The 25,430-nt window shown below is 47.5% G+C and carries 25 protein-coding genes; 2 read left to right on the top strand and 23 right to left on the bottom strand.

All coding sequences use genetic code 11. The features are described from left to right. Window positions 1-11 precede the first annotated feature (11 nt). Window positions 12-1,211, bottom strand: coding sequence for a DNA-processing protein DprA (gene dprA, locus ACU70B_RS06165; RefSeq protein WP_447185471.1), 1,200 nt, complete (start codon window positions 1,209-1,211; stop codon window positions 12-14). A gap of 327 nt (window positions 1,212-1,538) precedes the next feature. On the opposite strand from dprA, the gene ACU70B_RS06160 reads away from it, so the two are divergent. Together ACU70B_RS06160 and ACU70B_RS06155 are read left to right on the top strand one after the other, a co-directional pair. Next, window positions 1,539-1,721: a hypothetical protein gene (locus ACU70B_RS06160; RefSeq protein WP_447185470.1), complete on the top strand. Its 183-nt coding sequence runs from the start codon at window positions 1,539-1,541 to the stop codon at window positions 1,719-1,721. Window positions 1,722-1,731: 10 nt separating this feature from the next. Then, on the top strand, window positions 1,732-1,908 hold the full coding sequence (locus ACU70B_RS06155) for a hypothetical protein (RefSeq protein WP_447185469.1): 177 nt from the start codon (window positions 1,732-1,734) through the stop codon (window positions 1,906-1,908). 184 nt (window positions 1,909-2,092) lie between these two features. Here the strand turns inward: ACU70B_RS06155 and ACU70B_RS06150 are convergent, their stop codons facing one another. The 22 genes from ACU70B_RS06150 to mraZ all read right to left on the bottom strand — a co-directional run bounded on the left by ACU70B_RS06150 (window position 2,093) and on the right by mraZ (window position 25,383). After that, window positions 2,093-3,460 (bottom strand): DNA methyltransferase, encoded by a 1,368-nt coding sequence (locus ACU70B_RS06150; RefSeq protein WP_447185468.1) that lies wholly within the window; start codon window positions 3,458-3,460, stop codon window positions 2,093-2,095. Window positions 3,461-3,585: 125 nt separating this feature from the next. Then, window positions 3,586-3,723 carry a hypothetical protein gene (locus ACU70B_RS06145; protein ID WP_447185467.1) on the bottom strand — a complete coding sequence of 46 codons (138 nt, stop codon included), beginning with the start codon at window positions 3,721-3,723 and terminating at the stop codon, window positions 3,586-3,588. Window positions 3,724-3,759: 36 nt separating this feature from the next. Continuing rightward, window positions 3,760-4,530 carry an RNA polymerase sporulation sigma factor SigG gene (gene sigG, locus ACU70B_RS06140; RefSeq protein WP_447185466.1) on the bottom strand — a complete coding sequence of 257 codons (771 nt, stop codon included), beginning with the start codon at window positions 4,528-4,530 and terminating at the stop codon, window positions 3,760-3,762. A gap of 69 nt (window positions 4,531-4,599) precedes the next feature. Continuing rightward, window positions 4,600-5,322, bottom strand: coding sequence for an RNA polymerase sporulation sigma factor SigE (gene sigE / locus ACU70B_RS06135; protein ID WP_447185465.1), 723 nt, complete (start codon window positions 5,320-5,322; stop codon window positions 4,600-4,602). An 11-nt stretch (window positions 5,323-5,333) separates the two neighbouring features. Next, window positions 5,334-6,215 (bottom strand): sigma-E processing peptidase SpoIIGA, encoded by an 882-nt coding sequence (spoIIGA, locus tag ACU70B_RS06130; protein WP_447185464.1) that lies wholly within the window; start codon window positions 6,213-6,215, stop codon window positions 5,334-5,336. A 251-nt stretch (window positions 6,216-6,466) separates the two neighbouring features. Further along, a complete protein-coding gene (gene ftsZ, locus ACU70B_RS06125) occupies window positions 6,467-7,540 on the bottom strand; it encodes a cell division protein FtsZ (RefSeq protein ID WP_447185463.1) in 1,074 nt (357 codons plus the stop codon). An 18-nt stretch (window positions 7,541-7,558) separates the two neighbouring features. Beyond that, window positions 7,559-8,791 (bottom strand): cell division protein FtsA, encoded by a 1,233-nt coding sequence (ftsA, locus tag ACU70B_RS06120; RefSeq protein ID WP_447185462.1) that lies wholly within the window; start codon window positions 8,789-8,791, stop codon window positions 7,559-7,561. 75 nt (window positions 8,792-8,866) lie between these two features. Further along, complete coding sequence (locus tag ACU70B_RS06115; protein ID WP_447185461.1) at window positions 8,867-9,202, bottom strand: small basic family protein; 336 nt, start codon at window positions 9,200-9,202, stop codon at window positions 8,867-8,869. Between the two features lie 4 nt (window positions 9,203-9,206). Continuing rightward, entirely contained in the window at window positions 9,207-9,926 is a 720-nt protein-coding gene (locus ACU70B_RS06110; protein WP_447185460.1) for a DUF881 domain-containing protein, read from the bottom strand. A gap of 12 nt (window positions 9,927-9,938) precedes the next feature. Then, window positions 9,939-10,700 (bottom strand): cell division protein FtsQ/DivIB, encoded by a 762-nt coding sequence (locus ACU70B_RS06105; RefSeq protein WP_447185459.1) that lies wholly within the window; start codon window positions 10,698-10,700, stop codon window positions 9,939-9,941. Between the two features lie 111 nt (window positions 10,701-10,811). Further along, window positions 10,812-12,068 carry a UDP-N-acetylglucosamine 1-carboxyvinyltransferase gene (gene murA, locus ACU70B_RS06100; RefSeq protein WP_447185458.1) on the bottom strand — a complete coding sequence of 419 codons (1,257 nt, stop codon included), beginning with the start codon at window positions 12,066-12,068 and terminating at the stop codon, window positions 10,812-10,814. Window positions 12,069-12,087: 19 nt separating this feature from the next. Beyond that, window positions 12,088-13,479: a UDP-N-acetylmuramate--L-alanine ligase gene (gene murC, locus ACU70B_RS06095; RefSeq protein WP_447185457.1), complete on the bottom strand. Its 1,392-nt coding sequence runs from the start codon at window positions 13,477-13,479 to the stop codon at window positions 12,088-12,090. A 237-nt stretch (window positions 13,480-13,716) separates the two neighbouring features. Then, a complete protein-coding gene (gene murG, locus ACU70B_RS06090; RefSeq protein ID WP_447185456.1) occupies window positions 13,717-14,811 on the bottom strand; it encodes an undecaprenyldiphospho-muramoylpentapeptide beta-N-acetylglucosaminyltransferase in 1,095 nt (364 codons plus the stop codon). Window positions 14,812-14,836: 25 nt separating this feature from the next. Further along, on the bottom strand, window positions 14,837-15,931 hold the full coding sequence (spoVE, locus tag ACU70B_RS06085; protein ID WP_447185455.1) for a stage V sporulation protein E: 1,095 nt from the start codon (window positions 15,929-15,931) through the stop codon (window positions 14,837-14,839). 118 nt (window positions 15,932-16,049) lie between these two features. After that, window positions 16,050-17,414 (bottom strand): UDP-N-acetylmuramoyl-L-alanine--D-glutamate ligase, encoded by a 1,365-nt coding sequence (murD, locus tag ACU70B_RS06080; protein ID WP_447185454.1) that lies wholly within the window; start codon window positions 17,412-17,414, stop codon window positions 16,050-16,052. 14 nt (window positions 17,415-17,428) lie between these two features. Beyond that, window positions 17,429-18,409, bottom strand: coding sequence for a phospho-N-acetylmuramoyl-pentapeptide-transferase (gene mraY / locus ACU70B_RS06075; RefSeq protein ID WP_447185453.1), 981 nt, complete (start codon window positions 18,407-18,409; stop codon window positions 17,429-17,431). 4 nt (window positions 18,410-18,413) lie between these two features. Beyond that, window positions 18,414-19,820, bottom strand: a complete 1,407-nt coding sequence (locus ACU70B_RS06070) for a UDP-N-acetylmuramoyl-tripeptide--D-alanyl-D-alanine ligase (protein WP_447185452.1) — start codon at window positions 19,818-19,820, stop codon at window positions 18,414-18,416. After that, window positions 19,820-21,289 (bottom strand): UDP-N-acetylmuramoyl-L-alanyl-D-glutamate--2,6-diaminopimelate ligase, encoded by a 1,470-nt coding sequence (locus ACU70B_RS06065; RefSeq protein ID WP_447185451.1) that lies wholly within the window; start codon window positions 21,287-21,289, stop codon window positions 19,820-19,822. The genes ACU70B_RS06070 and ACU70B_RS06065 overlap by 1 nt, the downstream gene beginning before the upstream one ends. A 60-nt stretch (window positions 21,290-21,349) precedes the next feature. Beyond that, window positions 21,350-23,467 (bottom strand): stage V sporulation protein D, encoded by a 2,118-nt coding sequence (locus ACU70B_RS06060; protein WP_447185450.1) that lies wholly within the window; start codon window positions 23,465-23,467, stop codon window positions 21,350-21,352. A gap of 25 nt (window positions 23,468-23,492) precedes the next feature. Beyond that, window positions 23,493-23,993, bottom strand: coding sequence for a hypothetical protein (locus ACU70B_RS06055; protein ID WP_447185449.1), 501 nt, complete (start codon window positions 23,991-23,993; stop codon window positions 23,493-23,495). Window positions 23,994-24,020: 27 nt separating this feature from the next. Next, a complete protein-coding gene (rsmH, locus tag ACU70B_RS06050; protein WP_447185448.1) occupies window positions 24,021-24,938 on the bottom strand; it encodes a 16S rRNA (cytosine(1402)-N(4))-methyltransferase RsmH in 918 nt (305 codons plus the stop codon). Window positions 24,939-24,951: 13 nt separating this feature from the next. Continuing rightward, window positions 24,952-25,383, bottom strand: coding sequence for a division/cell wall cluster transcriptional repressor MraZ (gene mraZ, locus ACU70B_RS06045; protein WP_447185447.1), 432 nt, complete (start codon window positions 25,381-25,383; stop codon window positions 24,952-24,954). Window positions 25,384-25,430 lie beyond the last annotated feature (47 nt).

The following is a 25,430-nucleotide window of genomic DNA, read 5'->3' as shown; positions in this document are numbered from 1 at the left end:
TTGTGTTGTATTTAGATTCTCACATAATAATTACCCGGTAAGGATTTAATTATACCTTCCATCTCAAGTTTCAGCAAAAGTGTGCTCAATCTGCCTATATCCAAGCCGGTAGCTTCAAGCACTTCATCGAAATGCAGAGAATTGGGCTCCAGCAGATCCAGTATCTGTTTTTCGCTGTCATCCAGCCAGACCAGCCGCCCCTGCTCCGCTTTCCTCTGCGTACGATTGATATCATAATATTCTTCGAGAACATCTTCAATACCTGTTATAAGTTTGGCCCCCTGTTTAATTAAATTATTGGGCCCGGCGCTGGTTTTACTGTTGATCGGCCCCGGAAGGGCAAACACATCTTTTCCCTGCTCCAGAGCAAAATCAGCCGTTATAAGGGCACCGCTTTTCTCTTTAGCCTCAATCACCAATACTCCTTTGCTCAGCCCGGAAATTATGCGGTTGCGCAGGGGAAAATTATGCGGTTCAGGGGCGGTATGGAGAGGGAACTCGCTTATGACTGCTCCTGAAGCTATTATATCCTGATAGAGTCCCCGGTTTTCCGACGGGTAGATTACATTGGGGCCGCTTCCCAGAACAGCTATGGTCCTGCCGGATTCCAGCGCCCCCCGATGGGCCTCACTGTCAATTCCCCGCGCCAGGCCGCTTACTATCACCATCCCGGCAGCAGCTAACTCTCTAGCCAGTTTCTGCGCCGTAGTTTTTCCATAGAGAGTAGCAGCCCGGGAGCCGACTATAGCCAGACAGGGCTGGTCGGTAATCCCCAGATCCCCCCGGTAGTAAAGGACATAGGGCGGGTTGCTTATATGCTTTAATTTCTGGGGATAGAGAGGTTCGTTCCAGCATACTATCCGGATATCATGGGACTCATATGCTTCCAGCAAGCGCTCGGGGGAAACCCTTCTTTGCTCCAGAATCGCATCAATCACGGCGGTATCGATAAACGAAGCATGCAAGACACTCCGATCAGCCTGGTAAAAAGACTGGAAACTGCCGAAAGCTTCTTCTATCTTATGCAGGCTTCTGCTGCCTAAACCCGGTAGGGAGTGAAGATTGCAGACAATAGCTTTTTCCAACCTGTCCATGTTCATACATCCATTCTTTCTTAAGGTGTTTTGGATAACCCGATATACCAGGAAGAACTGGGATAAAGCAAATGCAGCTTGGCTGCCATGCTGCATTTTTTCGTGCCGTATAAGCATAGCGGCATCTTCAGATAGGGGATTCCACCTGCTTAAGACCGGCGCCGGCAGGTTTAATTTCAGGGCGACCTCAGCCCCAATACTTTATTCGGGACTCCTGCCGATAGTCTGACCTACAGTCATTGATAACACAAAACCGGTTGGCAGGCAAGGATAAAAAGTTTTTATTTACATTTGTGTTATCTTTTACTATTTATTTTTGCTCACACATATACCGGTATCTTAACTGGATTAAAGAAGTGGTGGGAAATTTTTCGTTTCTAAGCTCAATTAAACCCGGGAAAGATAAACAAAACAATTTTATATTTTTGTGAAAGGGGTGAAATCATGTTATCAGGTATGATGGACTATAAGAACTCCATAAGTAAAAAATTACTGAATCAGGATAAAGTGGATCCGGGAACCTTCAGTTTCCTGGAACCCGGATGGTGGGCACTTCATGCAACTGCCATTACAGCCGTATATATACTGGGCACCATGACGGCTAAAAAATCACGGGAGCAGATGTAAAGGGGATTAAATGATATTATACAGTATTGAGCCTATACGGGATTTGAACAACCGGTTAAGAATACCCACCACCAGTCATTATATCGACGACGATGATACCTATGAAGATGTTTGGCTGCCGATTGGTGACGATAAAGAAGCCGATATAAGCAGTCTTATTCAGCAACAGAGGTTATACCGCGATTAATAGGAAAATAGACGCAGATCCATGCAGACTCATTATTATAAAAGAGACGCGGAACTCGCGGAATCTTGGAAAATACGCGGAATTTATTAAAGTTTTCTTCCGCATTCTTTCCTCTAAATTCCCTGAATTCCGCGTCGAAAACCGTGGATGCAGGGGTCCGGGCTATGGGGCTTTGCAGTTGCGGTTATCCGTATTGAAACACCCGCATACAGCGGTCTCCGAAAATATCATGCACTCTTATAGCTACAGCCCCCGATTCCCGGCGGGGAATCAGCACGCTGGCCGAAGTCGGCAACGATTCGTCCCATTTCATTTTATCCCGCATAATCTGCAACTGAGAGCGGAAAATATCGCCGCGGTAATCAGGATCCAGTTCCCAGAACTGGATTTGGGTTTGAAAAGAAGTCCCCAGGCCAGTCTTTTGGTCCGGAGTATACGAGATTATATCGACATCAATCCTGGAGTACTCATTATTATGAACCTGGTTGTTAAACTTCACCTCAAGGCTGTTATGGCTAAACCGTGATTCTACCCGGTTTAGCACATGCCAAACAAACGGCCGGGAATTTATCCGCACCATCCGTTGGATGGAAATGCTGGTTGCCAGCGGACTATAGTCACAGGCTAGCCATTGGCGGTTTAGTTTTTCACAGGCGGCGGCCGTGGTGCCTGAACCGGAATAAAAGTCGGCTACCAGGCTATGCGGATGGGAAGCGGTAGAGATCAATCTTTCTAGCAGAGCTTCCGGTTTCTGGGTAGGGAACTTAAGATTTTCATAAGCGGTAGGACTCAATATTTTATTGATATCAATCCACCAATCCTGCATTAACGCCCCCTCCCGATGCAAACGATATTTGCCTCCTTTGACCCTGGTTAATCCTCTTTCTACCGTTCCTTTGCTGTACGGGCGACGCTGAGGATTAAAAATGTAGTCCGCGCTTTTGCCATACCAGAATATAAGATCATGTTTGCGGTGGAAATGACGCTTGCTGCCACTGCCTCCGCCATAACACCATACTATTTCGTTAATAAAATTACGGGAGCCAAAGATTTCGTCCAGGATAATTTTCACATAGTGGCTTACATGCCAGTCAAGATGCACAAAGATGCTTCCCCGGGGACTTAGCAGTTCTTTCATTAACTTAATGCGGGTGTATAGTTCATCCAAATAATTATCCAGATTTTCCTCACCCTCATCTACAAACGCCAGACGCTCCAGATTTTGGTATCTGTCTTTATCTCCGAGCTTAATCTTGGAAGAATATTTTTTGCGGCTTAAATAAGGGGGGTCAATATATATAAGATCAATCTGCTCCCGATAGCCTTCCCCTACCAGCAGCTGCAGAGCCTCCAGATTATCTCCCTGGATTAATCTTCCCCGGAAGTTGGCCTGTCCTGCGGCAGCCGATGCGAATGGATGAGGGAAAAGCTCCCCGCCTTGGTGGGGGTGGGCAAATATGTACTGCTGTTCTATATTTATAGATTCAGGCCGGTCCGGTTTTTCCTGCTGCTTATTTTCCCAGACCAGGCTTACCCGATGCTGTTTTTCCATAGCTTGCAATTCTCCCGCTAATATAATTCCCTACCAATCTTAACACAAAAAAGCCCTGCACTAACAGGGCTGCCATAATCATAGAGGGCGGTTGCTCGCGTCGGTTGTCTAATAATGACTGACTACTAATGAACCAGTGAATTCATGCGCACCAGATTATCTGCGGTAAAGGCCTGCTCAAGGGAATAGAAATGGGTAGTCACAGGTATCAACAGGGTCAAAATCACTCCGACCAGCAGCATAATAATTAACTTACGCCCCATATTGAAGCCTCCCTTCCGCAATTTCTGCGCCTACATTTAGATATACTTTTTCAATTGCTTTAAAGCTGCCTTCTCCAGCCTGGAAACCTGAGCCTGGGAAATCCCGATTTCATCCGCGACTTCCATTTGGGTCTTGCCGGCAAAGAAACGGAGACTGACTATGTGTTTTTCCCTTTCGCCCAATTTTTTCATGGCTTCTTTTATAGCTATCTCTTCCAGCCATAACTGATCCGTGTTTTTATCGTCACTGATTTGATCCATCACCAGTATCGGGTCGCCGCCATCATTGTAAATGGGTTCAAATAAAGAAACCGGTTCCTGTATGGCATCCAGGGCAAATACCACTTCTTCCCGGGGGACATCAAGGTATTCAGCTATTTGCATTACCGTAGGTTCGGCTGAATTATCCGATATCAGCTTTTCCCTTACTTGCAGAGCCTTGTAGGCTATGTCTCTTAACGACCGGGATACCCTTACCGCATTATTATCCCGCAGATACCTCCTTATTTCGCCAATGATCATAGGAACGGCATAAGTTGAGAATCTGACGTTCTGGCTGAGATCAAAGTTGTCTATGGATTTAATGAGCCCGATACATCCGACCTGGAACAAATCGTCAACATACTCGCCCCGGTTGCTGAACCTCTGGATAACACTTAATACCAGCCTCAGATTACCCTGAATCAGCTTGTCACGTGCTTCCGTTTCGCCCGCTTGCATAGCTTTGAAAAGGGTGCGCATTTCATCGTTTTTCAGCACTGGAAGTCTGGAGGTATTGACGCCGCAGATTTCTACTTTGTTAATCACCGCTTCACCCCTTCCCCGGTATTTAAATCTTTTTCAAATTATTTACTAATCGCGCTAATATTATTCGAATTATTCAATCTTGCGGATTTCTCTCTGCAGGCGTTTCAGTATGCGCTTTTCCAGGCGTGATATATAGGACTGGGATATACCCAGAATGTCGGCAACTTCTTTCTGAGTCTTTTCGCCCGCGTCGCCCAATCCAAAACGGAGCTGAATTATGGTTTTTTCCCGGGCGCTAAGCTTATGCATTGCCTGCCAGAGCAGGCTTTTTTCCACTTCCCCTTCTATTTTTTTATAAATCATGTCGCTTTCGGTTCCCAGAACATCTGAAAGCAGAAGCTCGTTGCCATCCCAATCAACATTTAACGGTTCATCCAGGGAAACTTCCACCCGGTTTTTTAGATTCCGGCGCAAATACATCAGTATTTCATTTTCTATGCAACGGGAAGCATAGGTGGCCAGTTTGATATTTTTCCTGGGTTCAAAGGTGTTGACCGCCTTAATCAATCCAATCGTCCCAATTGAAACTAAATCCTCTATGTTTATCCCGGTATTTTCGAATTTTTTAGCTATGTATACTACCAGCCGCAGGTTATGCTCAATGAGAGTCGATTTTACTGCCATGTCTCCCTCGGCCAATTTACTGATTAAATCGAATTCCTCTTTTTCACGCAAAGGCGGCGGCAGAACCTCGGTTGATCCAATATAGTGAATCAGCTGGGGTAATCTCTTTCTTAAATAGAACTGCAATAGATACAGCCGCCAACTCTCCAGCCTGGCGATTAATCCCATAACCCATCCTCCTATCCGTTGTTCATAATTTCAGATGGAATCAGCATCTGGTAGCTTCCGTCCCGGCTCAGTTTCTCCCGATAAATGCCCACCACCACATTATTGTGCGCCACATCGCTTTTACCCGTGTCAACCAGTACGGTATCAGCCCGGATCCCAACTAAAATACCATTTCTTCTCCCGATTGAGCTGAACGGTATAATCCGCAAGCGATTAGCCCAACTGCTGCGGCTCAGACCGTCCAGCATATCGTTCTCGTTCTGGCAAATATCCAAAACCTGCTTAAAGTCTTCCGGCAAACAATTACGGATTAATTCGTATTCAGCCACTACCACCGGCCGGTTGGTCAGCGGGTCTCTTAAGCCATTGCCGGTATCCAGAAACCCCTTTCCATTACAGCTTCTGGTTCCAAACCGCAGTTCCACCCCAAATTTTAATAAGTCGGGCACAATCCTTTTAAGCAGGTGTTTTTCCCCGTAAATACCCAGTAAAACGGCAAACCCGGCGCCTGCCGCCAACCATAGATAGGAAAATTCGAATCCCTGCTCCGGGGCGGTGGCTAAATAGGAGACAGCTATAGTAGCTCCGGCAGCAGCAAAACTTATGGCATAAAAATAGAGTAAAGCCCTTTTAAACTGCCGCCAGTTTTTGGGCGCCAGACCCAAAACCAAAATTATACAGGAAAACAATATCTTGGCCGGGAGACTGTACCACACCGCCATGGAAGGAAAAAGATAGATTACGGAATATATTGCACCCAGTAGTGAAGCGACGGTCAGCCTGGAGATAATAATTTTAGTTCCGGCCAGTCTGGCTGTAGCCCAGAGTATGATAAAATCCATAATCAGGTTTATTACAAATGTTAAATCGCCGTAAACCTTTGGCCCATCCACCCTATCACCATACTTATGTTTTATTAACCAGGAAATGGTTAAACCCTGACCATAATTCCGCCAGTCCAATTTTATGAAACCGAGGGAGCATTCATGACTTCCAAATTATACCACCAGTCTTGACGGGAATTTGTCTTAATAAGGACAGGGAAAAGGTTAAATTACTCCTAAATGTCCTGTATAAAGCTACTAAAATAAAAAAACCGGGAAACATTATATCTCCCGGTCAGCTATGGATGCTTAATTTTATCTTATCTTCGTCTCAGGAACGGCGGTATGTCCAAATCGCCTTTGTCCAGGAAGGAAGGCGGAGAATCCATTCCCCGCCGCTGAGTATGGGTATGGGTTTCGTTCAGCGGCTGACTTCTGGGGGCGCTGAACCCGGTAGCAATAACCGTGACTCTGACCTCATCATCCAGGCTTTCATCAATATTGGCCCCGAATATGATATTGGCCTCCATGTCGGCAGCCTGGTGAATTATCTCGGCCGCCTCGTTGATTTCAAACAGGGTAAGGTTATTGCCTCCGCTGATGTTAAACAGCACGCCTTTGGCACCTTCGATAGACGTTTCCAACAACGGGCTGGAGATGGCCATGCGAGCCGCCTCAGCGGCACGATTTTCACCACTGGCCATGCCTATCCCCATCAAGGCGGATCCGGTGTTTTGCATTATGGTCTGCACGTCGGCAAAATCGCAATTAATTACTCCAGGTACGGCAATAAGGTCAGAGATGCCTTGCACCCCCTGGCGCAAAATGTCGTCAGCTATTTTAAAAGCATCATTAAATCCGGTATGTTTGTCAACCACCTGTAATAAACGATCATTAGGGATGGTTATCAGGCTATCAACTTCGTCTCTTAAGGCTTGGATACCGTTATCAGCCTGCTGGTTACGCTTACGTCCTTCAAAACTAAAAGGCCGGGTTACCACCCCTACGGTGAGTGCTCCTACCTCTCGGGCTATCCGGGCTATGACCGGTGCACCTCCGGTTCCGGTGCCGCCGCCCATGCCGGCTGTAACAAATATCATATCGGCTCCCTGCAGGGCCCGCTTTATCTCATCCGCAGTTTCCTCTGCCGCTTTTTTGCCGATATCGGGATCAGCGCCGGCCCCTAACCCCTTAGTGAGTTTTTCCCCCACCTGAATCTTTTTCTCTGCCTTGGAAAGATATAGGGCTTGAGCATCAGTGTTAACGGCTACAAATTCGACCCCTTTGAGACCGGCCTCAATCATGCGGTTTATGGCATTATTACCTCCGCCGCCTACACCTATTACCTTGATATCAGCAAACTGCTGCATTTCCACATCGAAATCTAACGGCATTCCGAAACCTCCTCTGCCTTAACTGAATAGATCTTTTAACCAGTAATTCACTTTTTGCACTATACCTGATAACGCCTTATCCTCATGATTTACTGCCCCTTTATATTGGGCAGCGTAGATAACACCTCCAAGAACGGCAGCATACTGCGGCCGATTCAACTCTGTCGGCAGGCCCTGTATATTTTCGGGCATCCCCAGCCGAACCGGAATACCTAGGTATTCTTCCATAACATCGGCTGTTCCCGCCAGTTCAGCTCCGCCCCCGGTAAGGATCATCCCCCCCGGAACACTTTCCAGCGAACCGTATCGCTTAATCTCTGCATATATCATTTCGGCCATCTCAATGATCCTGGCATTGATAATTTCTGCTATAACTTGCTGGGAGACCTGTTTGACTTCTTTGCCTTGAACATTTTTAATGGCTACCATTTTATCGCCGCTTATCAGTCCGGGGCTGGCTACCCCATACTCTTCTTTTACCCTGATAGCTTCTTCAATCGAGGTTTTTAAAACTATCGCCAGATCCCGGGTTATATATTCATCACCCAGCGGCAACACCGAGGAATGAAGTATGCTGCCGCTCTGAAACAGTGTTACCTCCGTTGTTCCTGCTCCCAGGTCTATCAAGACCGCTCCCATTTCTTTCTCGGCTGGAAGAAGAACAGATTCGCTTACCAGCAGCGGGTTATAAACCAGCTTATCTACCTCCAGGTTGATCCTGGCGGTACTGCGCTGCATATTCTGGATAGCGGCGGCGGCAGCAGTTATTATAGTAATTTCCGCCTCCAACCTGCTTCCCACCATGCCCACCGGGTCTTTTACGCCGTCATATCCGTCTACTATGTATTGTCTCTCGATGGTTTGCATGATAATTTTATCGGGCGGCAGAGTTATGTTGCAGGCTGACTGCAAAACCCTTTCTTTATCGTCGCGGGTAATCTCATAACCGGGATTACCGACCGCTACTACGGCGCGGTTATTGACTGCGTTTATACTGGCACCGGAAAAGCCCAGAAGAGCACTATATATTTCTACTCCGGTCAATCTTTCCAGCTCGTTCAAACAGTTGTCAATGGCTTTTGCAGTTCCTTCTATATCAACTATATTGCCTTTTTTTAAACCGGAGGAGCCTACTTGGGTGATTCCCAGGATACTGACAACCTGACCCAGGGCAACTTCCGCCAGGGCCGCTTTTATAGTGCTGGTTCCGATATCCAGACCGGCCACCATATTTCTTTTTCTAATCCTCACGCACCCCTTACAATATCTCCTACATAAAAATACCACAAAGCCAGCGTTATTCCTTTAAAAATCATATAATTTTGTTTAGTACTTTTTCACTAGATATCGACGTATTATAGCTAAATTCTGGAATATGCGGGCTCCAAAAACCACCACCGCGGCCAGGTATAATTCAACTCCCAGCTTGTCCCCGATATAGGCCAGCCCGGCGGCTAAAAGGGTATTCACAAAAAAACCGCTGACAAAAATCGTATTATCAAAACCATCGTCCATATAAGCCCGAATGCCTCCAAATACCGAGTCCAGAGCTGCTAAGATAGCTATCGACATGTACTTGGCAAGTATCACGGGTAGCAGAACCGGCATTTGAAAGCCAATAGCCAGGCCTATTAACAAACAGAATATTATAAGTAACCACATATCCTTAATCCGCCTTCTCTTTGTCTGATGGTAGCCCGCTGTATTCCAATCTGATGGCACCGCTGTACGGTGGTATCTGTACCTTTTCTGCTTTCTGCATTTGGATCTGGTAACCCCATTGTTTCATAATACCCAGCCATCCACCTTTAATGGTCATACCGCTCTCCAGCATGTCCGGATTACCGGTGGCTTTAATCACAAAGGGTGGACCGATGCGCCTGGTGTTTACCAGAATCAGGGTGGAAGCGCACCTTATCTCCGACATGGCGGTAATCCGCTGGTCATTAATGGATATGGCCTCAGCTCCGCTGGCCTTGAGATCATTTACCAGGGTTTGCAGGTCGGTATCATGCACTATATAACTGTTGGGATCTTCGCCGGCCTGCATAATGCGCGGGATATCATTGACCGTCAGAATAATCCCCGGACCTTCTACCGCCGTCAAACCCGCCATCATATTGGATTTCTGCAATTCACCTTGTAAATCTGCCATAGCCTGGTCATTTTTACGGACATTGCTGAGCTTTTCCCGTAAAGATACGACTTCTTCCGCCAGCGCATCGCGTTCCTGAGTTACGGTATCTAATTTCTGGGCGACATCCTCAACCCGGGCAGGTAAATTAGCGTCATTGCTGCTGGCGGTGGTTTTAAACTGAATAGCCAGCATTATACCCAATACCAGGCTAACTATCGCAATCGATATCTGTGCATTTTTGCTGCGCATTAATAATCACCCCTATGTTTTCTGCTCCTGCGCTTGCATTGTGGTTTTAACTACCGGTTGTCCTTTAAAACGCAAATCCACGTAGTCCAGAGCATCGTTGCCCTTTTCCTGCATGTCTTGCTCCAGGCCCAGCATTTGTTTAAAATAAGCCGCCTTTTCTTCCGTACGGTCCGCCTTGCCCCACCTTATCTCGGTACCGCAGTTGGTAAAGATTAAAATTTCTTTTTCCTGGTTCCGGTAGTGCATTTGCGATATTTCTTTTTGTTGTTTGGGTTCAAGCGCATCCCATATCTTTCGGGCTAATTTTACTCCGGTTTCATCGACAACCTGTCCCAAGGTAACATACTCCGGTACTTTATCCATCGTTATCACCGGATAGTCGGTCATAGAAAAATAATTGAGTTTATCTATACATATGCCCTCCTCATCAACACAGAGCAGGCTCCCCTGATAGGGGATCAGCGCCCAGATCTTTCTTTCTTGCACTTGTATTTCTATTTCCCTGGGCAGATGCCTTATTATTATACTACTCTTAATCAGCGGATGGATTTCAATTGCCTGACAAGAAAGTTTTTCATTAATAATAAAAACATTCATTCCCGTAGAAAGGCCTGATAGCTTTATGACCTCGTTTTGAGAAACATTATGCAGGCCGCTTACGTAGATTTTATCAATCGCAAAAAAAGAACTATGTAGAAAAAGATAGGCGCAAACAAGGATGAGCAAAATAAATACGGAAACCCTGAAAAATCTGCCAGGTCTGCCTTGACTCATAATACTCTCCTAAATCCGAAAAGAACTGTGATGATTATAGCAGAATTCTTAATGAAAATCATTATTATTGCTTATTATTAGACTCTGGTAGGAAATAAGGGACTGAAGGTTCTAGTCCTTCAGTCCCTTATTGATCTCTGCGCCTATCTCCCTGAGCTTGCAATCGAACCTTTCGTAGCCCCGGTAGATATGTTCCACCCGGATTATGGTTGTTTCTCCTTCGGCAAATAAACCGGCCAATACCAGCGCAGCTCCGGCTCTTAAATCGGTTGCTTCCACCAGGGCGCCTTCCAAACGCTTTTTCCCCTTAATTATAGCTACACGGCCTTCCACTTTAATATCCGCACTCATACGCCGAAGCTCCTGGACATGCATGTAGCGGTTCTCGAATATGGTCTCGACTATTATACTGGTTCCCGCTACCGTTGATAGAAGCGCCATCATCTGGGGCTGCATGTCGGTTGGAAATCCAGGATAAGGCATGGTTTTAATATCCGTCGGCTTGATGTCGTGATTACCTATCACCCGGATACCGGAACTCCATGATATTATCTCAATGCCTATCTCCCGGAGTTTGGCTATAAGCGGTTGAATATGTTCCAGTACCACGTTCTCAATATGGACATCGCCTCTGGTAATGGCAGCGGCTGTCATAAAGGTACCCGCCTCAATCCGGTCCGGAATTACTTTGTGCTCAACCCCTCCCAGATTATTTACACCCTCGATCCTGATGGTATCAAGGCCGGCGCCCCTTACTTTAGCCCCCATACGGTTGAGGAAATTCTGTAAATCCACTATCTCCGGCTCCCGAGCCGAGTTCCTGATCATAGTAGTTCCGGGAGTCATACTGGCAGCCATCATGATGTTTTCTGTTGCCCCCACACTGGGAAAATCCAGCAGTATCTCCCGGCCGGCCAAGGCCGACCCTTTGCCTTCCATGAAACCGTATTCATCGTTTATCTCATAGCCCAGATTTTTAAAGCCTTTGACATGCAAATCCATCGGTCTGCTGCCAATAGCACAACCTCCCGGGTAAGCTACCCGGGCGTGATGGAATCGCGCCAGTAAAGCTCCCATAACCAGATTGGAGGCCCTCATCTTGCGCGAAATATACTCCGGCACTTCCACCGAGTTTATGCTGCGGCTGTCTATTATAAGGACATCGTTCTCTCTTCGTACTTTGGCCCCCAGTATCGTTAGCACTTCAGACATAACATTTATGTCTTCGAGGTCAGGAACACCTGACAGGACGACTTCCCCTGAAGATAATAAGCTGGCTGCCATAATAGGAAGCGTAGCATTTTTCGACCCGCTGATTTTAACCTGCCCTTTAAGAGGTTTTTTGCCTCTTACCGCTAAGGTTTCCAAGTAAACACCTCCGCCGGGATTAAGCCTGCGGTATAACTTCCGGTAGTCTCTGCATCAGATTAATACCCAATCTCCATATGTCGCCTGCACCCATAGTAATTATAAGATCATGGTTTTGGACAAATTGAAGGATAAAATCCTCTATCTCCCCCAGGGATGATAAATACTCCGCATTACATCCGGCATTTATCGCCGCTTCATAAACCACCCGGCCCGTAATTCCGTTTATAGGTTTTTCACCTGCCGGATAAATATCGGTCACTATGACCTTATCCACACCGGCTAAAGCCTCTCCCAGCTGCCGGCCCAGCATTTGGGTCCGCGAAAAGCGGTGGGGCTGAAAGACGGTTAAAATGCGGCCTTCATGATGGTAATTGTGGGCTGCTGCAATAGTAGCCTTGATTTCGGTAGGATGATGAGCATAATCATCAACTATGCGAATATTGCCAACCTGCCCTATCAACTCAAATCTGCGCTTGGCCCCTTTAAAGCTTTTCAAAGCCCTGGCCGCCTTATCGAAATCGAGGCCAATCTCATTGGCGGCGGCCAAAGCTGCCAGGGCATTCAGGGAATTATGTTTTCCAGGTATAGACAGCAATACCTGCCCCAGGCGCATCCCCTGGTGATAAACTGCAAATTGTGAACCTGTGCCTGCGGCCTGCCAGTCCTGCATATAATAGTCGCAGTCGGTTTTTTCGCCATAGCTTATCACCCGGCTTCGGGTATGGGCTTTAATTCCTGCTACACCACTGTCGCCTGCATAGAGCAGGGCAAAGCCTTCCGGCTTAACCTCATCAATAAAGAGTTTAAAGGCTTTGCGGATGTTTTCCAGGGATTTGTAATAGTCCAGGTGGTCATCCTCAATGTTGGTAACCACAGCTATATAAGGTTTGAGATCCAAAAAGGATGCATCACTCTCATCGGCTTCTATAATTGAGTACTCGGCCGTGCCCAACCTGGCCCCCAGGTTATTCTCCTGCATCTCTCCGCCTAAAATAAAAGTGGGATCCAGACAGCAACTGTGAAGAGCCGTATATAACATAGATGTAGTGGTGGTTTTGCCATGCGCCCCGGCAACTGCTATAGCTTTGCCGTCATTTACAATATGAGCCAGCATTTGTCCCCGCTTCAAAACCGGAATGTTCCTTTCCCGGGCCAGCCTAACTTCACTGTTGTCCTGGGGAATTGCTGAAGAAACGACCAGCAAATCAACTCCTTCCTTGAGGTTGGATGAAGAGTGACCCCGGTAAATTTCAATACCCATTTCCTCTAGTTTTCGAGTTGTGTTATTACACTGTAAATCAGAGCCGCTTACCCGGTGACCCTGCTCTACCAGTATGGTTGCTATGTTGCTCATGCCGGCTCCGGCAATTCCCACCATGTGAATCCGCTGCTTTGATTTGGTGGTCACTTCCTCATCTCCTTCTCCTGTGTTTGCATTACACTGTATAGTATGCACAATTAACAAAAGTGGTTACACAACTATGACTTGTCCAGGAAATCCAGGGCAAAACTCATAAGAAAAAACCGCACTGATTGACACCGTTCTGATCAGCACCGACTGGAGCCCAAATTGTAACCGCAAATCTGTGTAAACCAGTGGTTTTCCTGATCCCGGCATCCTTATCAAGGACTCACCTTCCGTGGGTTAACTCAATACAATATCCGCTATGTCTTTAAGCGCATCGGGTCTTGCTTCCCGGCGTATATTGCTGCTCATTTCCTTCAGCCCGGCTTGATCAGACTTTAATTCACTTACTTTCTGATAAAGAGTATCCCCATCTAAAAACTCATCAATAACCATGGCTGCTGCGTTTTTGTTCAGGAGGGCCCGGGCATTCATTTCCTGGTGGTTTTCGGCTGCATAGGGATAAGGTACAAGAATGGCAGGCAAGCCTACTATCGCCAGTTCACACAAAGTACTGGCGCCAGCCCGGCAGAGAGCCAGGTCGGCTGAAGCCAAGGCCAGGTTAATATTATCCATATACGGTAGCAGCTGCAGCTTGCACCGAAAAGAGTCAATATTAACCTTATCGGCTAAAGCGGTTCTTATCTCCCGGTAACCGCTTTCACCGGTCAACCATATAATCTGTATATCCTCCTTCCGCAGTCTTTCCATGGCATCAAGCATAGCTCGGTTAATGCTATAGGCTCCGCGACTGCCGCCGAAAACCAGCAGGGTAAACTTTCCCTCCATGAGTTCCAACTCCTGCCTTGCCCTGCGGGCGTTGACCCCGATCATGTCTTTTCGCACCGGCAAACCGGTAACCTTAATTGACTTGGCTTTTAGATGCTTTTCGGCCTCGGGAAAAGTAAGCATAACGCAATCGACCCTCCGGGCCAGGCTGCGATTAGCCAGACCCGGAAGGGCATTTTGCTCATGGATATAGGTTTTGCCGTCTAAAAAAGTTGCCGCCAGTACTACCGGGAAGGAAACGTACCCTCCGGTACCTATTACTATGTCGGGTTTGAAGTCCCGCACCACTTCCCAGCCCTGGAAAAAACTGCGGGGCAATTTACTTAATGAACTTGATGCTTTAATTAAAGATGAGCGGTTTATGCCGCTGATATCAATGGTTTGAAAATCAAATCCCGCCCGGGGTACTATGGCGCTTTCCATGCCCCCCTTAGTGCCGACATAGAGTATGGCAGCATCCGGCATCCGCTCTCTTATTTCCTGAGCTATAGCTAAAGCGGGATAAATATGACCTCCAGTCCCGCCGCCGCTGATAATTATTCTCATAGCCAATTCCCTTCCAGCAATATTATTAGGAGCTATATCTGGATATATTAAGCAGTAATCCAACCCCAGCCATAGTCAGCAATAATGACGAGCCCCCATAGCTGATAAAGGGCAGGGTTATCCCTGTAACTGGAAGCGCCCCGGATACTACTCCGATATTGATGAAGGCCTGAAATACAATCATAATTGTTATCCCTGCCGCCAGTATACTGCCAAAAGTATCCGGGGCATTGATAGCAATTTTAAAGCCTCGCCAGGCAAAGAGAAGGAAAAGGGCGAGAACCAGAAGAGCGCCCATAAAACCAAGTTCTTCCCCCAGGATAGCAAATATAAAATCGGTATGCTGTTCGGGCAGGTAGAAAAACTTCTGCCTGCTTCTTCCCAGCCCCATGCCAAACAGACCTCCAGAGCCAAGGGCATACAGCGATTGAATCACCTGGAATCCCTGATCACTAGGGTATTTCCAGGGGTCTAAAAAAGCCAGAAAGCGCTCAGCCCGGTAAGGCGCAACATATATTGCCAGAGCTACAGCACCTGCTCCGGTCACGGCCAGAGCACCCATATGCGACCATTTGGCCCCTGCGATCAGCAGCATACAAAAAACCGTTCCCGCCACCACAAACGAGGTTCCCAGGTCAGGCTGCTTCATTATTAAAGCGCAGACAAAAGCCATTATCAGCAGATATGGCAGTACCCCGTTCTTAAAAGATTTTATCTTGTCCAGGTTTTGCTCCATTACCTTGGCCATAAACATTACCATGGCCAGCTTAACCATTTCAGAAGGGGTAAAGGTCAGGGCGCCTACCCCCAGCCATCGGGTAGACCCTTTGGCGCCGATACCCAGCGGGGTAAGAACAAGTACCAAACATATCAAGGCTATTATCATCGCCGGAAAGGCTAAATCCTTCAACCGATAATAATTGATTCTCATAATTACTATCATTGTTACCAAGCCTATAGCAGCCCATATCAATTGGCGTTTAAAAAAATGATAGGCATTATGGTATTCCAGATTGGCGGTTACCGCGCTGGAGCTAAAGACCATGATCAGTCCCACGCCAACCAGAGCCAGTGTGGTAATAAATAAAATAAAATCCGGCGGCCCTTTTTTCAGCCTCAAAACCTTATCCTCCTTGGCATAATTAAATTCAGATTATGCATGTAGGGAAGGAACAACGACGTTTTTGCCAAATACAGCCTAGAGCACGAAGCATTTCGCCAGTAATCCATAACTATAGTCAACCCTTTTTCATGGCCGAAACGATTTCGCAAAACAGATCTCCCCGGTGTTCATAGCTTTCAAACATATCCCAGCTGGCACAGGCGGGTGACAGCAATACTACATCCCCGGCTGTTGCCAGCCGCCGGGCTGTTTCTACCGCCGTGTTAAAATCATTTACCTCATGTATATTCTTAAAACCGGCCTCCATGACTGCCTTCTTTATCTCTTCCCGCGCTTCCCCCAGCAACACCAGTTCTTTTACTTTGGTATTCACAAATCTGGCAAATTCATAGAAGTCGGAACCCTTGCTCCTTCCTCCGGCCAGGAGGACAATGGGTTCGGTAAAAGATTCCAGAGCCTTTATAGCCGATTCCGGGTTGGTAGCCTTGGAATCGTTTACATAGAGCACCCCATCCACAACCCCCACCTCCTCAATCCGGTGCCGGACGGCGGCAAAAGTTTTCAGGGTTTCCCGTATGGATTCCGTTTTAGCACCGGCAATTGCAGCAACCGCCACCGCACAAAGGATATTTTCCAGGTTATGCTTGCCCCGCAGAGAAACTTCGTCTACCGAACATATCGTCTTGGCCTGCTGGTCAAAAGCAAAATAAATCAGGTCATCCCTGACAAAGGCCCCTTCTTTTAAAACCCGCTCCGTGGAAAAGTAAACTATCCGGGCCGGGCACAGCTCTGCCATTTTCCTGATATAGGCATCTTCATAATTTAAAACGGCATAATCATCCCTGTTTTGCCGGACGAATATTTTAGATTTGGCTTCCATGTAACCCTGCATGGTCTTATGGCGGTCCAGATGGTCAGGGGTTATATTTAACAGAGCGGATATACGGGGCCTGAATCTGAAGGTGGTCTCTAATTGAAAGCTGGAGGCCTCTACCACAATCACCCCGGCGGACATGCCGTCAACCAGGGTGCTGAGCGGGATACCGATATTCCCCCCAGCCAGCGCCATCTGACCATCATGGGCTAAAATAGCCTGCAACAAAGAAACGACTGTAGTCTTGCCGTTAGTGCCGCTGATGGCATACATTTCAACTGCAGAGGATTTCAAAAGATAAGCCAATTCCAACTCACTTATTATTGGGAGGTTAACCTTGCGGGCTGTTTTCAGGGGTTCTATATCCAGCGGTACACCCGGACTGGCAATCAGCATATCATAATCTTTACGGCTTACCGGTGGATAACCCCCGGTATATATTTCTATCCCCAGTTCAGCCAGTTCCTGCAGACTTTCTCCCAGCTCAGCGCCGGTCTTGCGGTCGCAGGCCGTCAGCAGCGCTCCTCTTTTAACCAGGACCTTGGCGGCAGCGGTCCCGCTCCGGGCTATTCCTACTATTAAAATCCTTTTTCCTGCAAACTCCAATCCATTTACACTTCCTATCTAATTCCAATCCCTTTAAAGGCCAGCAGGCCTAAAACCACAAAAGCCAGGGAGGCCAGGGAAAATACCTTGACTACTTTAGTCTCCGGCCAGCCCTTCAATTCAAAGTGGTGATGCAAGGGACTCATAAGGAATACTCTTTTACCGGTGGTCTGGAATGATATTACCTGTATAATCACACTCAAGGCCTCTATCACATAGACCCCGCCCAGAATAAGCAGAGCCACTTCCGAACGGGTTATGGCAGCTATTGCCGCCATAGCCCCGCCCAGAGCCATAGACCCGGTATCACCCATGAATACACGCGCCGGATAATGATTGAATATTAAAAAGCCGACACAGGCGCCCACCAGGGCAGCGCAAAAAACCCCAAGCTGGTAATGCGATGTCATGAGGCAAATCAAGACAAAGGCCAGGGCTACGAAAAAAGTAACCCCGGAAGCCAGACCGTCCAAACCATCGGTTAGATTCACCGCATTGGATGTGGCAATAAGAACCAGGATAAGAAACGGGACATATATGTATCCCAAATCGATAACGGTACCGCTAAAGGGAATAATTATCTCCGTCCCCCGGTGGAAATAGTAAATCAGCAAAATCCCAAACAGAAGGCCGATTAAAAGCTGGAGCAGCAGTTTTTCCCGCGCTCTCAAGCCCAGTGACCGCTTAAGCACCACCTTGATATAATCGTCCCAGAAGCCTATGCCCCCGAAAGCTGTCATTACTAATACGGCAGCCAGGACTTCGGCATTACTGCCTGCCATGATGAAGGCAGCAAGCATTACCGCCGTAATAATGATTATTCCCCCCATGGTTGGCGTTCCCGCCTTGGCATAATGCCTCTGGGGGCCTTCCTCCCTGATGTTCTGCCCAACTTTGAGCCGCTGCAAAAACGGAATCATAAACGGCCCCATCAAAGCGGAAACCACTACTGCAATTACTGCCGCTATTAAAATGCTTATTACGTATCCCTGCACCAGGCTACCTCCCCGGACTGATTATTGTCTTCTCTAACTCATCGACCATAGTTTCCAATTGCATGCCACGAGAAGCCTTAAAGAGCATAATCCAGCTGTTATCAACTCTGGTCTGCAGATATTGCATGCCCTCCGCTTTGGTTTTAAAATAGTGCACCTGATTGGGATCCATCCCTGCTGCAATTGCGCCCCGAGCTATATCCCTTGCCTTTTCCCCTACTGCAACCAGCAGGTCCACTCCCGCCGCGTGTGCCTTTTGACCCACAATTAAATGGCCTTCCTCTTCCAATTTGCCCAGTTCATACATATCTCCCAAAACAGCGGCATACTTACCGGGACGGGCCAATTGCCGGCCGGTTTCGAGGGCTGCCGCCATAGAAACCGGGTTGGCGTTATAAGTATCGTTAATGATAACTCCTCCGGCTTCAAGGCTGATGATATGTAAACGGTTGCCACTGGGCCGGTAATCACGCAGACTGCTTCTTATAGATGCAAAGTCTATGCCCAGGAGACTGGAAAGAGCAGCGGCAGATACCACGTTTAAAGCTAATCCGGCGGCAGGAAGAGGGAAAAATAGTTCTTCCCCCATGCCGTCAGGCAGCCGCATCCGGATCTGCATGCCTGAACCCGCAATTCTGCATTCCCGGGCCTGAAAGTCACACTCTTTATTATAACCAAAGGTATATAACGGGCAAGGGTACTCTGACGCCGCTTCCACCAGCAGTTTATGGTCGCCGTTGATTAAAGCGAAACCATCTGCGGGTATTGCCGCCAGCACCTCACATTTTGCCCGGGCTATATTCTCCATGCTCCCCAGCGTCTCCAGGTGCACCGGCTCGATATTGCTTATTAAAGCAAAACTCGGCCGGGCAATGGCTGCCAGCCGCCGTATCTCTCCCAAACCCCGCATGCCCATCTCTACCACCGCAGCCTGATAACTATCATCCATCTGCAACAAGGTCAGGGGAAGGCCGATATCATTGTTAAAATTTCCTTCGGTTTTGAGGGTTTTCCAGGTAGAAGAGAGGCAGGAGGCAATCAATTCTTTGGTGGTGGTTTTACCTACACTGCCGGTAACCGCTATCACAGGCAGTTTGAACTGCATACGGTAGGAGGCAGCCAAATCCTGCAAGGCCTGCAGAGTGTCATCTACCAGAATAACGGCTGCGTCATCAGGGACGAACCCAAGATCAGCCGGTTTTCGGGATACAACCGCTGCTCGGGCGCCTTTATCCAAAGCCTGGAGGACAAATTCATGTCCATCGAACCTATCCCCCTTAAGAGCGATAAAGAGCGACCCCGGTTGCATGCTGCGGGAGTCGGTAGTGATAGCAGTTATAATACCTTTATCATTTCCGTATATAATCTTCCCACCAATACTACGGGAAACAAATTCGAGATTTACCTGCACTACTTGCCCAATCCTTTCAAAATTTCAATAGCCACCTTTTTATCATCAAAATCAAGCATTTTATCTTTTATCAACTGGTAAGTTTCATGCCCCTTGCCGGCGATTATTATCAGGTCTCCTTTCCGGGCCAGATAAATAGCATGCCGTATAGCTTCCCGGCGGTCACTGATAATGGCATAGCGCGAATCTTTAACTTTGTCCAGTCCCGGCACAATGTCGTCAATTATAGCTTCCGGGTCTTCACTGCGCGGGTTATCTGACGTAACTACACAAAAATCGCTGTAACTAGCAGCAACCTCTCCCATCAGAGGTCTTTTGCCGCGATCCCGATCCCCGCCGCAGCCAAAGACCGTTATCAATCGGCTCTCAGTCAACTCGCGACCGGTGCGCAGGATATTTTCCAGCCCATCCGGAGTATGGGCATAGTCGACTACCATGGTAAAGTCCTGTCCCGCATCCACCTGCTCAAACCTGCCCGGTACCCCCTCTACCTTTTGCAATGCTTTCTTTATAATATCGGGGCTGACGCCTTCAGCTAATGCAACCGCAACAGCCGCCAGAGCATTATACACGCTGAATAAGCCGATAAGTTTCATTTTTATATTAAAAGTCCGGTCCTGATAGCAAACCGTGAAACTGCTCCCTTTGAGGCTGTTCTTTACATTTATTGCTTTTACATCACTTTCATAATTTATAGCATATGTTATAATCGGTGTTTTTGCCGCCCGGATGAAATCCCGAGCATAACCGTCATCTGCATTTACTACGGCCAGGTTCCCCTCTTGGGGGGGTATCATGGCAAAAAGTCTCTGTTTAGCCGCCATGTAATTTTCCATGCTGTCATGGTAATCCAAATGATCTTGAGTAAGGTTGGTGAAAACCGCAACATTGAAGTCTATTTCGCTTACCCGGTAAAGGGCAAGGGCATGAGAAGACACTTCCATGACCGCATAACGAGCTCCACTGTCCAGACCGGTTCTCATAAAGCCTTCAATTTCCAGGGCTTCGGGAGTGGTACGGCCAAAATCCACGGTCTTGTTATCGACCTGAGCATATAAAGTTCCCATTATGCTTGTCTTTAAGCCTGCCTCTTGCAAAATGGCTCGAATCAAATGAGTGGTAGTGGTTTTACCGTTGGTTCCGGTTACCCCTATTACCCGTAAATCGTGGGTCGGCCGGCCATAAAAATTGGCCGCTGCAACTGATAGGGCCTGCCGGCTATCGGCAGTTTTAATAATGGTCAGGTCTTTGGGAAAATCGATCTCTCTCTCTGTCAGGACTGCCGCGGCTCCGTTTTTTACTGCCTGTTCAATATAGAGGTGTCCGTCAGTTTTGAAGCCACTGATACAAATAAAAAGGCAACCCGGTTTAACCCGGCGTGAATCATAGGCTATGCCGCTGATATCCACCTCAGGGTCGCCGGTAATGATACTATACTGGATTCCCCTCAGCAATGCATCTAATAGCAAACGCTTCTCCTCCCTTCAGCATTTTATCCCCCAACATGACCTTTGCCGCCAACTGAAGGCTTATTCCCCCACCGGTTGAAACTTTACTTTAATGCTTGAACCTCGGCTTACAACCTTCCCGGCGCCAGGGGACTGTTCATAGGCTAGGCCATACCCCTCGGGAATAAGATGCAGACCCAAATCAGAGAGAATTTTAGCTACTTCCCGCATAGATTTCCCCTGTAAATCAGGTATGGTCACTTCGCCATCTTTATCTCCCTTGTCAAAGGGAGACAGGGATATTATTACCTGTGTATTTTTCTGTACCCTGGTTCTTGGTTTAGGGGTCTGCTGCCATACAATATTACCGTCACCGCTAACCTTTGCTTTCAGTCCCCGGCTGTTTAAAACAGAAAGCGCTTCTGCCAAAGGTAAGTTTACCACATCGGGAACCAAAACATTTTCTGCTTTCTCTAGCGTTTTGCCATTCTCTGCCGGTTTATACATAGGTACTTCCAGATAATGAAGTGCGTCCTGCATAATATTTTTAAATACCGGGGCAGCTACCCAACCGCCATAATAAGGATACCCCTTCGGCGCATCAACTATAACCAGGCAGACCAGACGGGGGTCGACTACCGGTGCAAAACCAACAAATGATGCAATATACTCACTTTTCATGTAGCGGCCATCAGCGCCTACTTTTTGCGCGGTTCCGGTTTTCCCCCCCACCCGGTATCCTTCTACGTAAGCATTTTTTCCGGTACCGTTTACGACTTCGCCTTCCAGTATCAAACATAATTGCTGGGCCGTATTCTCCGATATGACCCGTCTAACAACGACCGGATCATATTTCTTGACCACGTTCCCTTTATTGTCTATGACCTGCTTCACCAGATGAGGCTTCATCAGCTTTCCATCATTAGCCACCGCCGCTACGGCTGATGCAAGCTGTATCGGAGTAACCGCATTAGCCTGCCCCATAGCCATAGTGGCCAGGTCAATCTGTTTGGCACGCTGTTCAGGCACTAATATCCCTTCGGCTTCTCCCGGCAAATCTATGCCCGTCAATTTGCCAAAGCCAAAAGCATTAATATAGTGGTAGTATTTTTCCAGCCCTATATCCAGTCCTACCTGAACGAAGCCGACGTTGCACGAATTTTCTACTATCTGGGCGAAAGTTTGGCTGCCATGAGCCTTGCCATTAGCACAGTTAATAGTTTCCTTGCCCACTTTTATATGCCCGGGACAGAAAAAGCGGCTTTGGGCATCAACTACTTTTTCCTCCATAGCCATAGCCGCAGTAACTATTTTCATGGTAGAACCGGGCTCATAAGCATCATTTATAGCAAAGTTCCTGCGGTTGGAAGCCGGGTATTTACCAAAATCATTGGGGTCGAAAGTAGGGCGGGAAGCCATTGCCATAATCTCTCCGGTCTTGGGATCCATTACAATTACCGCCGCCGCCTTGGCCTGGCGTTCCTTAAAAACCTTATCCAGTTCCCTCTCGGCAATATATTGTATAGTCTCATCAATGGTCAGAATAAGATTAGCCCCGTCAACCGGACTGATGTATTTATGCGTAGCTTCAGGTATCGGCCGGTTGGCCGCATCCTTTTCCACCACAATCCGGCCTTTAGTTCCCCCCACCAGTTCATCGTAGTAATGGTCTATCCCTTCCAACCCGGTATTATCCACTCCCGATATACCCAACACATGGCTGCAGAATATGCCATTGGGATATTGCCGGTGGCTTTCCTCGGTGAGCCGGATTCCGGGCAAATCCATTTCCCTTATTTTTTGGGCTTGCTCAGGCTTTATCTGCCGTTTAATCCATACAAATGAAGTCCTTTTGGTCAAGGTTTTCAACATTTTTTCCTCGTCCATATCCAGCAGAGCAGCCAGCTTACGGGCTATCTCCTCATGCCGCTCGGAAGCTACAACCTCGGCCGGGTAAGCGCATACGGAGTCTGCACTGACCGATATCGCCAATTCATTACCTTTACGGTCGTAAATAATCCCTCGTTTGGAGGCCACCGGCTCATCCCGCATACGATTCTGCTCCGCCCGGGCGGAAAGCTCTGCTCCCCTGACGAATTGAACCCAAAAAACTCTGCCGCCCAGCAAAAAAATACCCAGCGTAAATAAGAAAAAAAGCGTTGCTATACGCTTTCTTACCAGCAAACTCGTAGTTTGCATATAATGCACCTCATTTTTGCTTAAATTACCTTTTTTCTGCCAGCAGCATCAAATTGCTATACAGTTTTTGCAGTGACCGTTCACCAATGCTTTTGTTCTCCATTTTATCAACAGTTGTCTTCTGGTCTGCAATCTGAACCTTTTCCGGTCGGGAAGCCGTAACCGCTATAGCCCTGTTGGAATCCAACTTGCACATTCCCAGCTGCTTGGTTGCCACCAGTTCTATTCTATCCAGGGAAACCTGCTCTGCTATCTTGAACTCCAGCATATGGTTGGCATCCTGCAGCTTGGCAATATCTTTTTCCAAATGCACCATCTGATACCCCATATTAGAGACGGTTACACAAATATAAACCAGTATAATTGCATAGGCAAATCCTGCCATACCCACCTTAATCAGAGTTCTTTTTCCGGGGTTAGACTTTTTGTATACCCTTCTAACTTTCCCCGGCGATTGCGCCTGACCGGCAGAATAGTCGTAACTATAGTCAAACTCGGCCTTGCGAGCCTGGCTCACCTGTACCATATTATTCTTCCTCCCCTGATATTAGAACTATAACTTCTCCGCTACCCTAAGTTTCGCACTTCGTGCCCGGGGGTTGCTATTACACTCCTCCTCCCCCGGCAGTACCGGTTTGCGGGTCAATACTTTCAGATCGGCATGGTGACCACAGGTACATACCGGAAAACCCGGAGGGCAAATGCACTCCCTGGCCTTTTCCTGCATAAACTGCTTAACTATTCTGTCTTCCAGAGAATGAAAGGTAATTATACATAACCTGCCTCCAGTAAACAGGTGGTCAAGGGCAGCGGGCAAGATTTCCTCCAGGGCATCCAGTTCCCTATTGACGGCAATCCTTAAGGCCTGAAAACTACGTCGCGCCGGGTGTTTTTCCCGGCTGTAGCGGGCAGGAACCGATGATTTTATAATATTCACCAGTTCAAGAGTAGTGCCTATCTCTTTTTCCCGGCGGTACTTTACGATGGAACGGGCTATGCCCCTGGCATATCTTTCTTCGCCATACCTATATAGGATTTTGCTTAGCTCCTCTTCACTGTACTGATTTATGATATCTCTGGCGTTCAGAGCCTGGTCGGTATCCATCCTCATATCCAGGGGAGCATCCTCATGATAACTGAAACCACGCGCCGCAGTATCCAATTGCATTGAGGAAACCCCCAAATCAAGCATTATGCCATGTACTTTATCAATGCCTAACTCTTTTAATATTCGCGATAAATGGCGGAAATCCTCGCGTACAAAAGCAATTTTGGGGAAATCCACCTTTTGTCTGGTTGCTGCAAGCGTTTCCCAATCCTTATCAATGGCAATTATATGTGCCTTACCGCCTGCAGACCGGATCAATTGAGTCAGATGTCCGCCCCCGCCCAGGGTACAGTCTACATAAATCCCATTAGGATCAGTCAATAAATAGTCTATGGTCTCATGCAACAGAACCGGTTGGTGCAAGCTTCATTTCCTCCTAAATGCCTAGATCCACCAGGCTCTCAGCTATTTCTTCGTAGGATGATTCCGCATCCGAAGTATATTCTCCCCATCTGTCTGCGGACCAAATCTCAATTCTGCTGCCAACTCCAATTATGATAAGTTCTTTATCTATAGCGGCATATTCCCTCAGATTAAGCGGAATGAGTGTTCTCCCCTGGCGGTCGATTTCCAATTCCGAAGCGCCTGAAAAGAAAAAACGCGCAAAAGACCGTACATCTGCCCGGGTAAACGGCAATGACCTTAATTTTTCTTCTATGATTCCCCATTCTTCCATAGGATAAAGGAAAATACAATCATCCAGGCCCTTGGTGGCAACAAACTTATCCCCCAGCTGCTCACGGAATTTTGAAGGAACTGTTATTCTCCCCTTTGAATCAAGGGAATGTTGATATTCTCCAAGAAACATCCTTCTCCACCCCGTTAATTTTTTTGGGATTGCTCTCCACTTTCACC

This window comes from Syntrophomonas curvata, from assembly GCF_052976825.1.
Note: the sequence above shows the minus strand (reverse complement) of the source record. Positions and strands in the feature narration are given on the sequence as shown.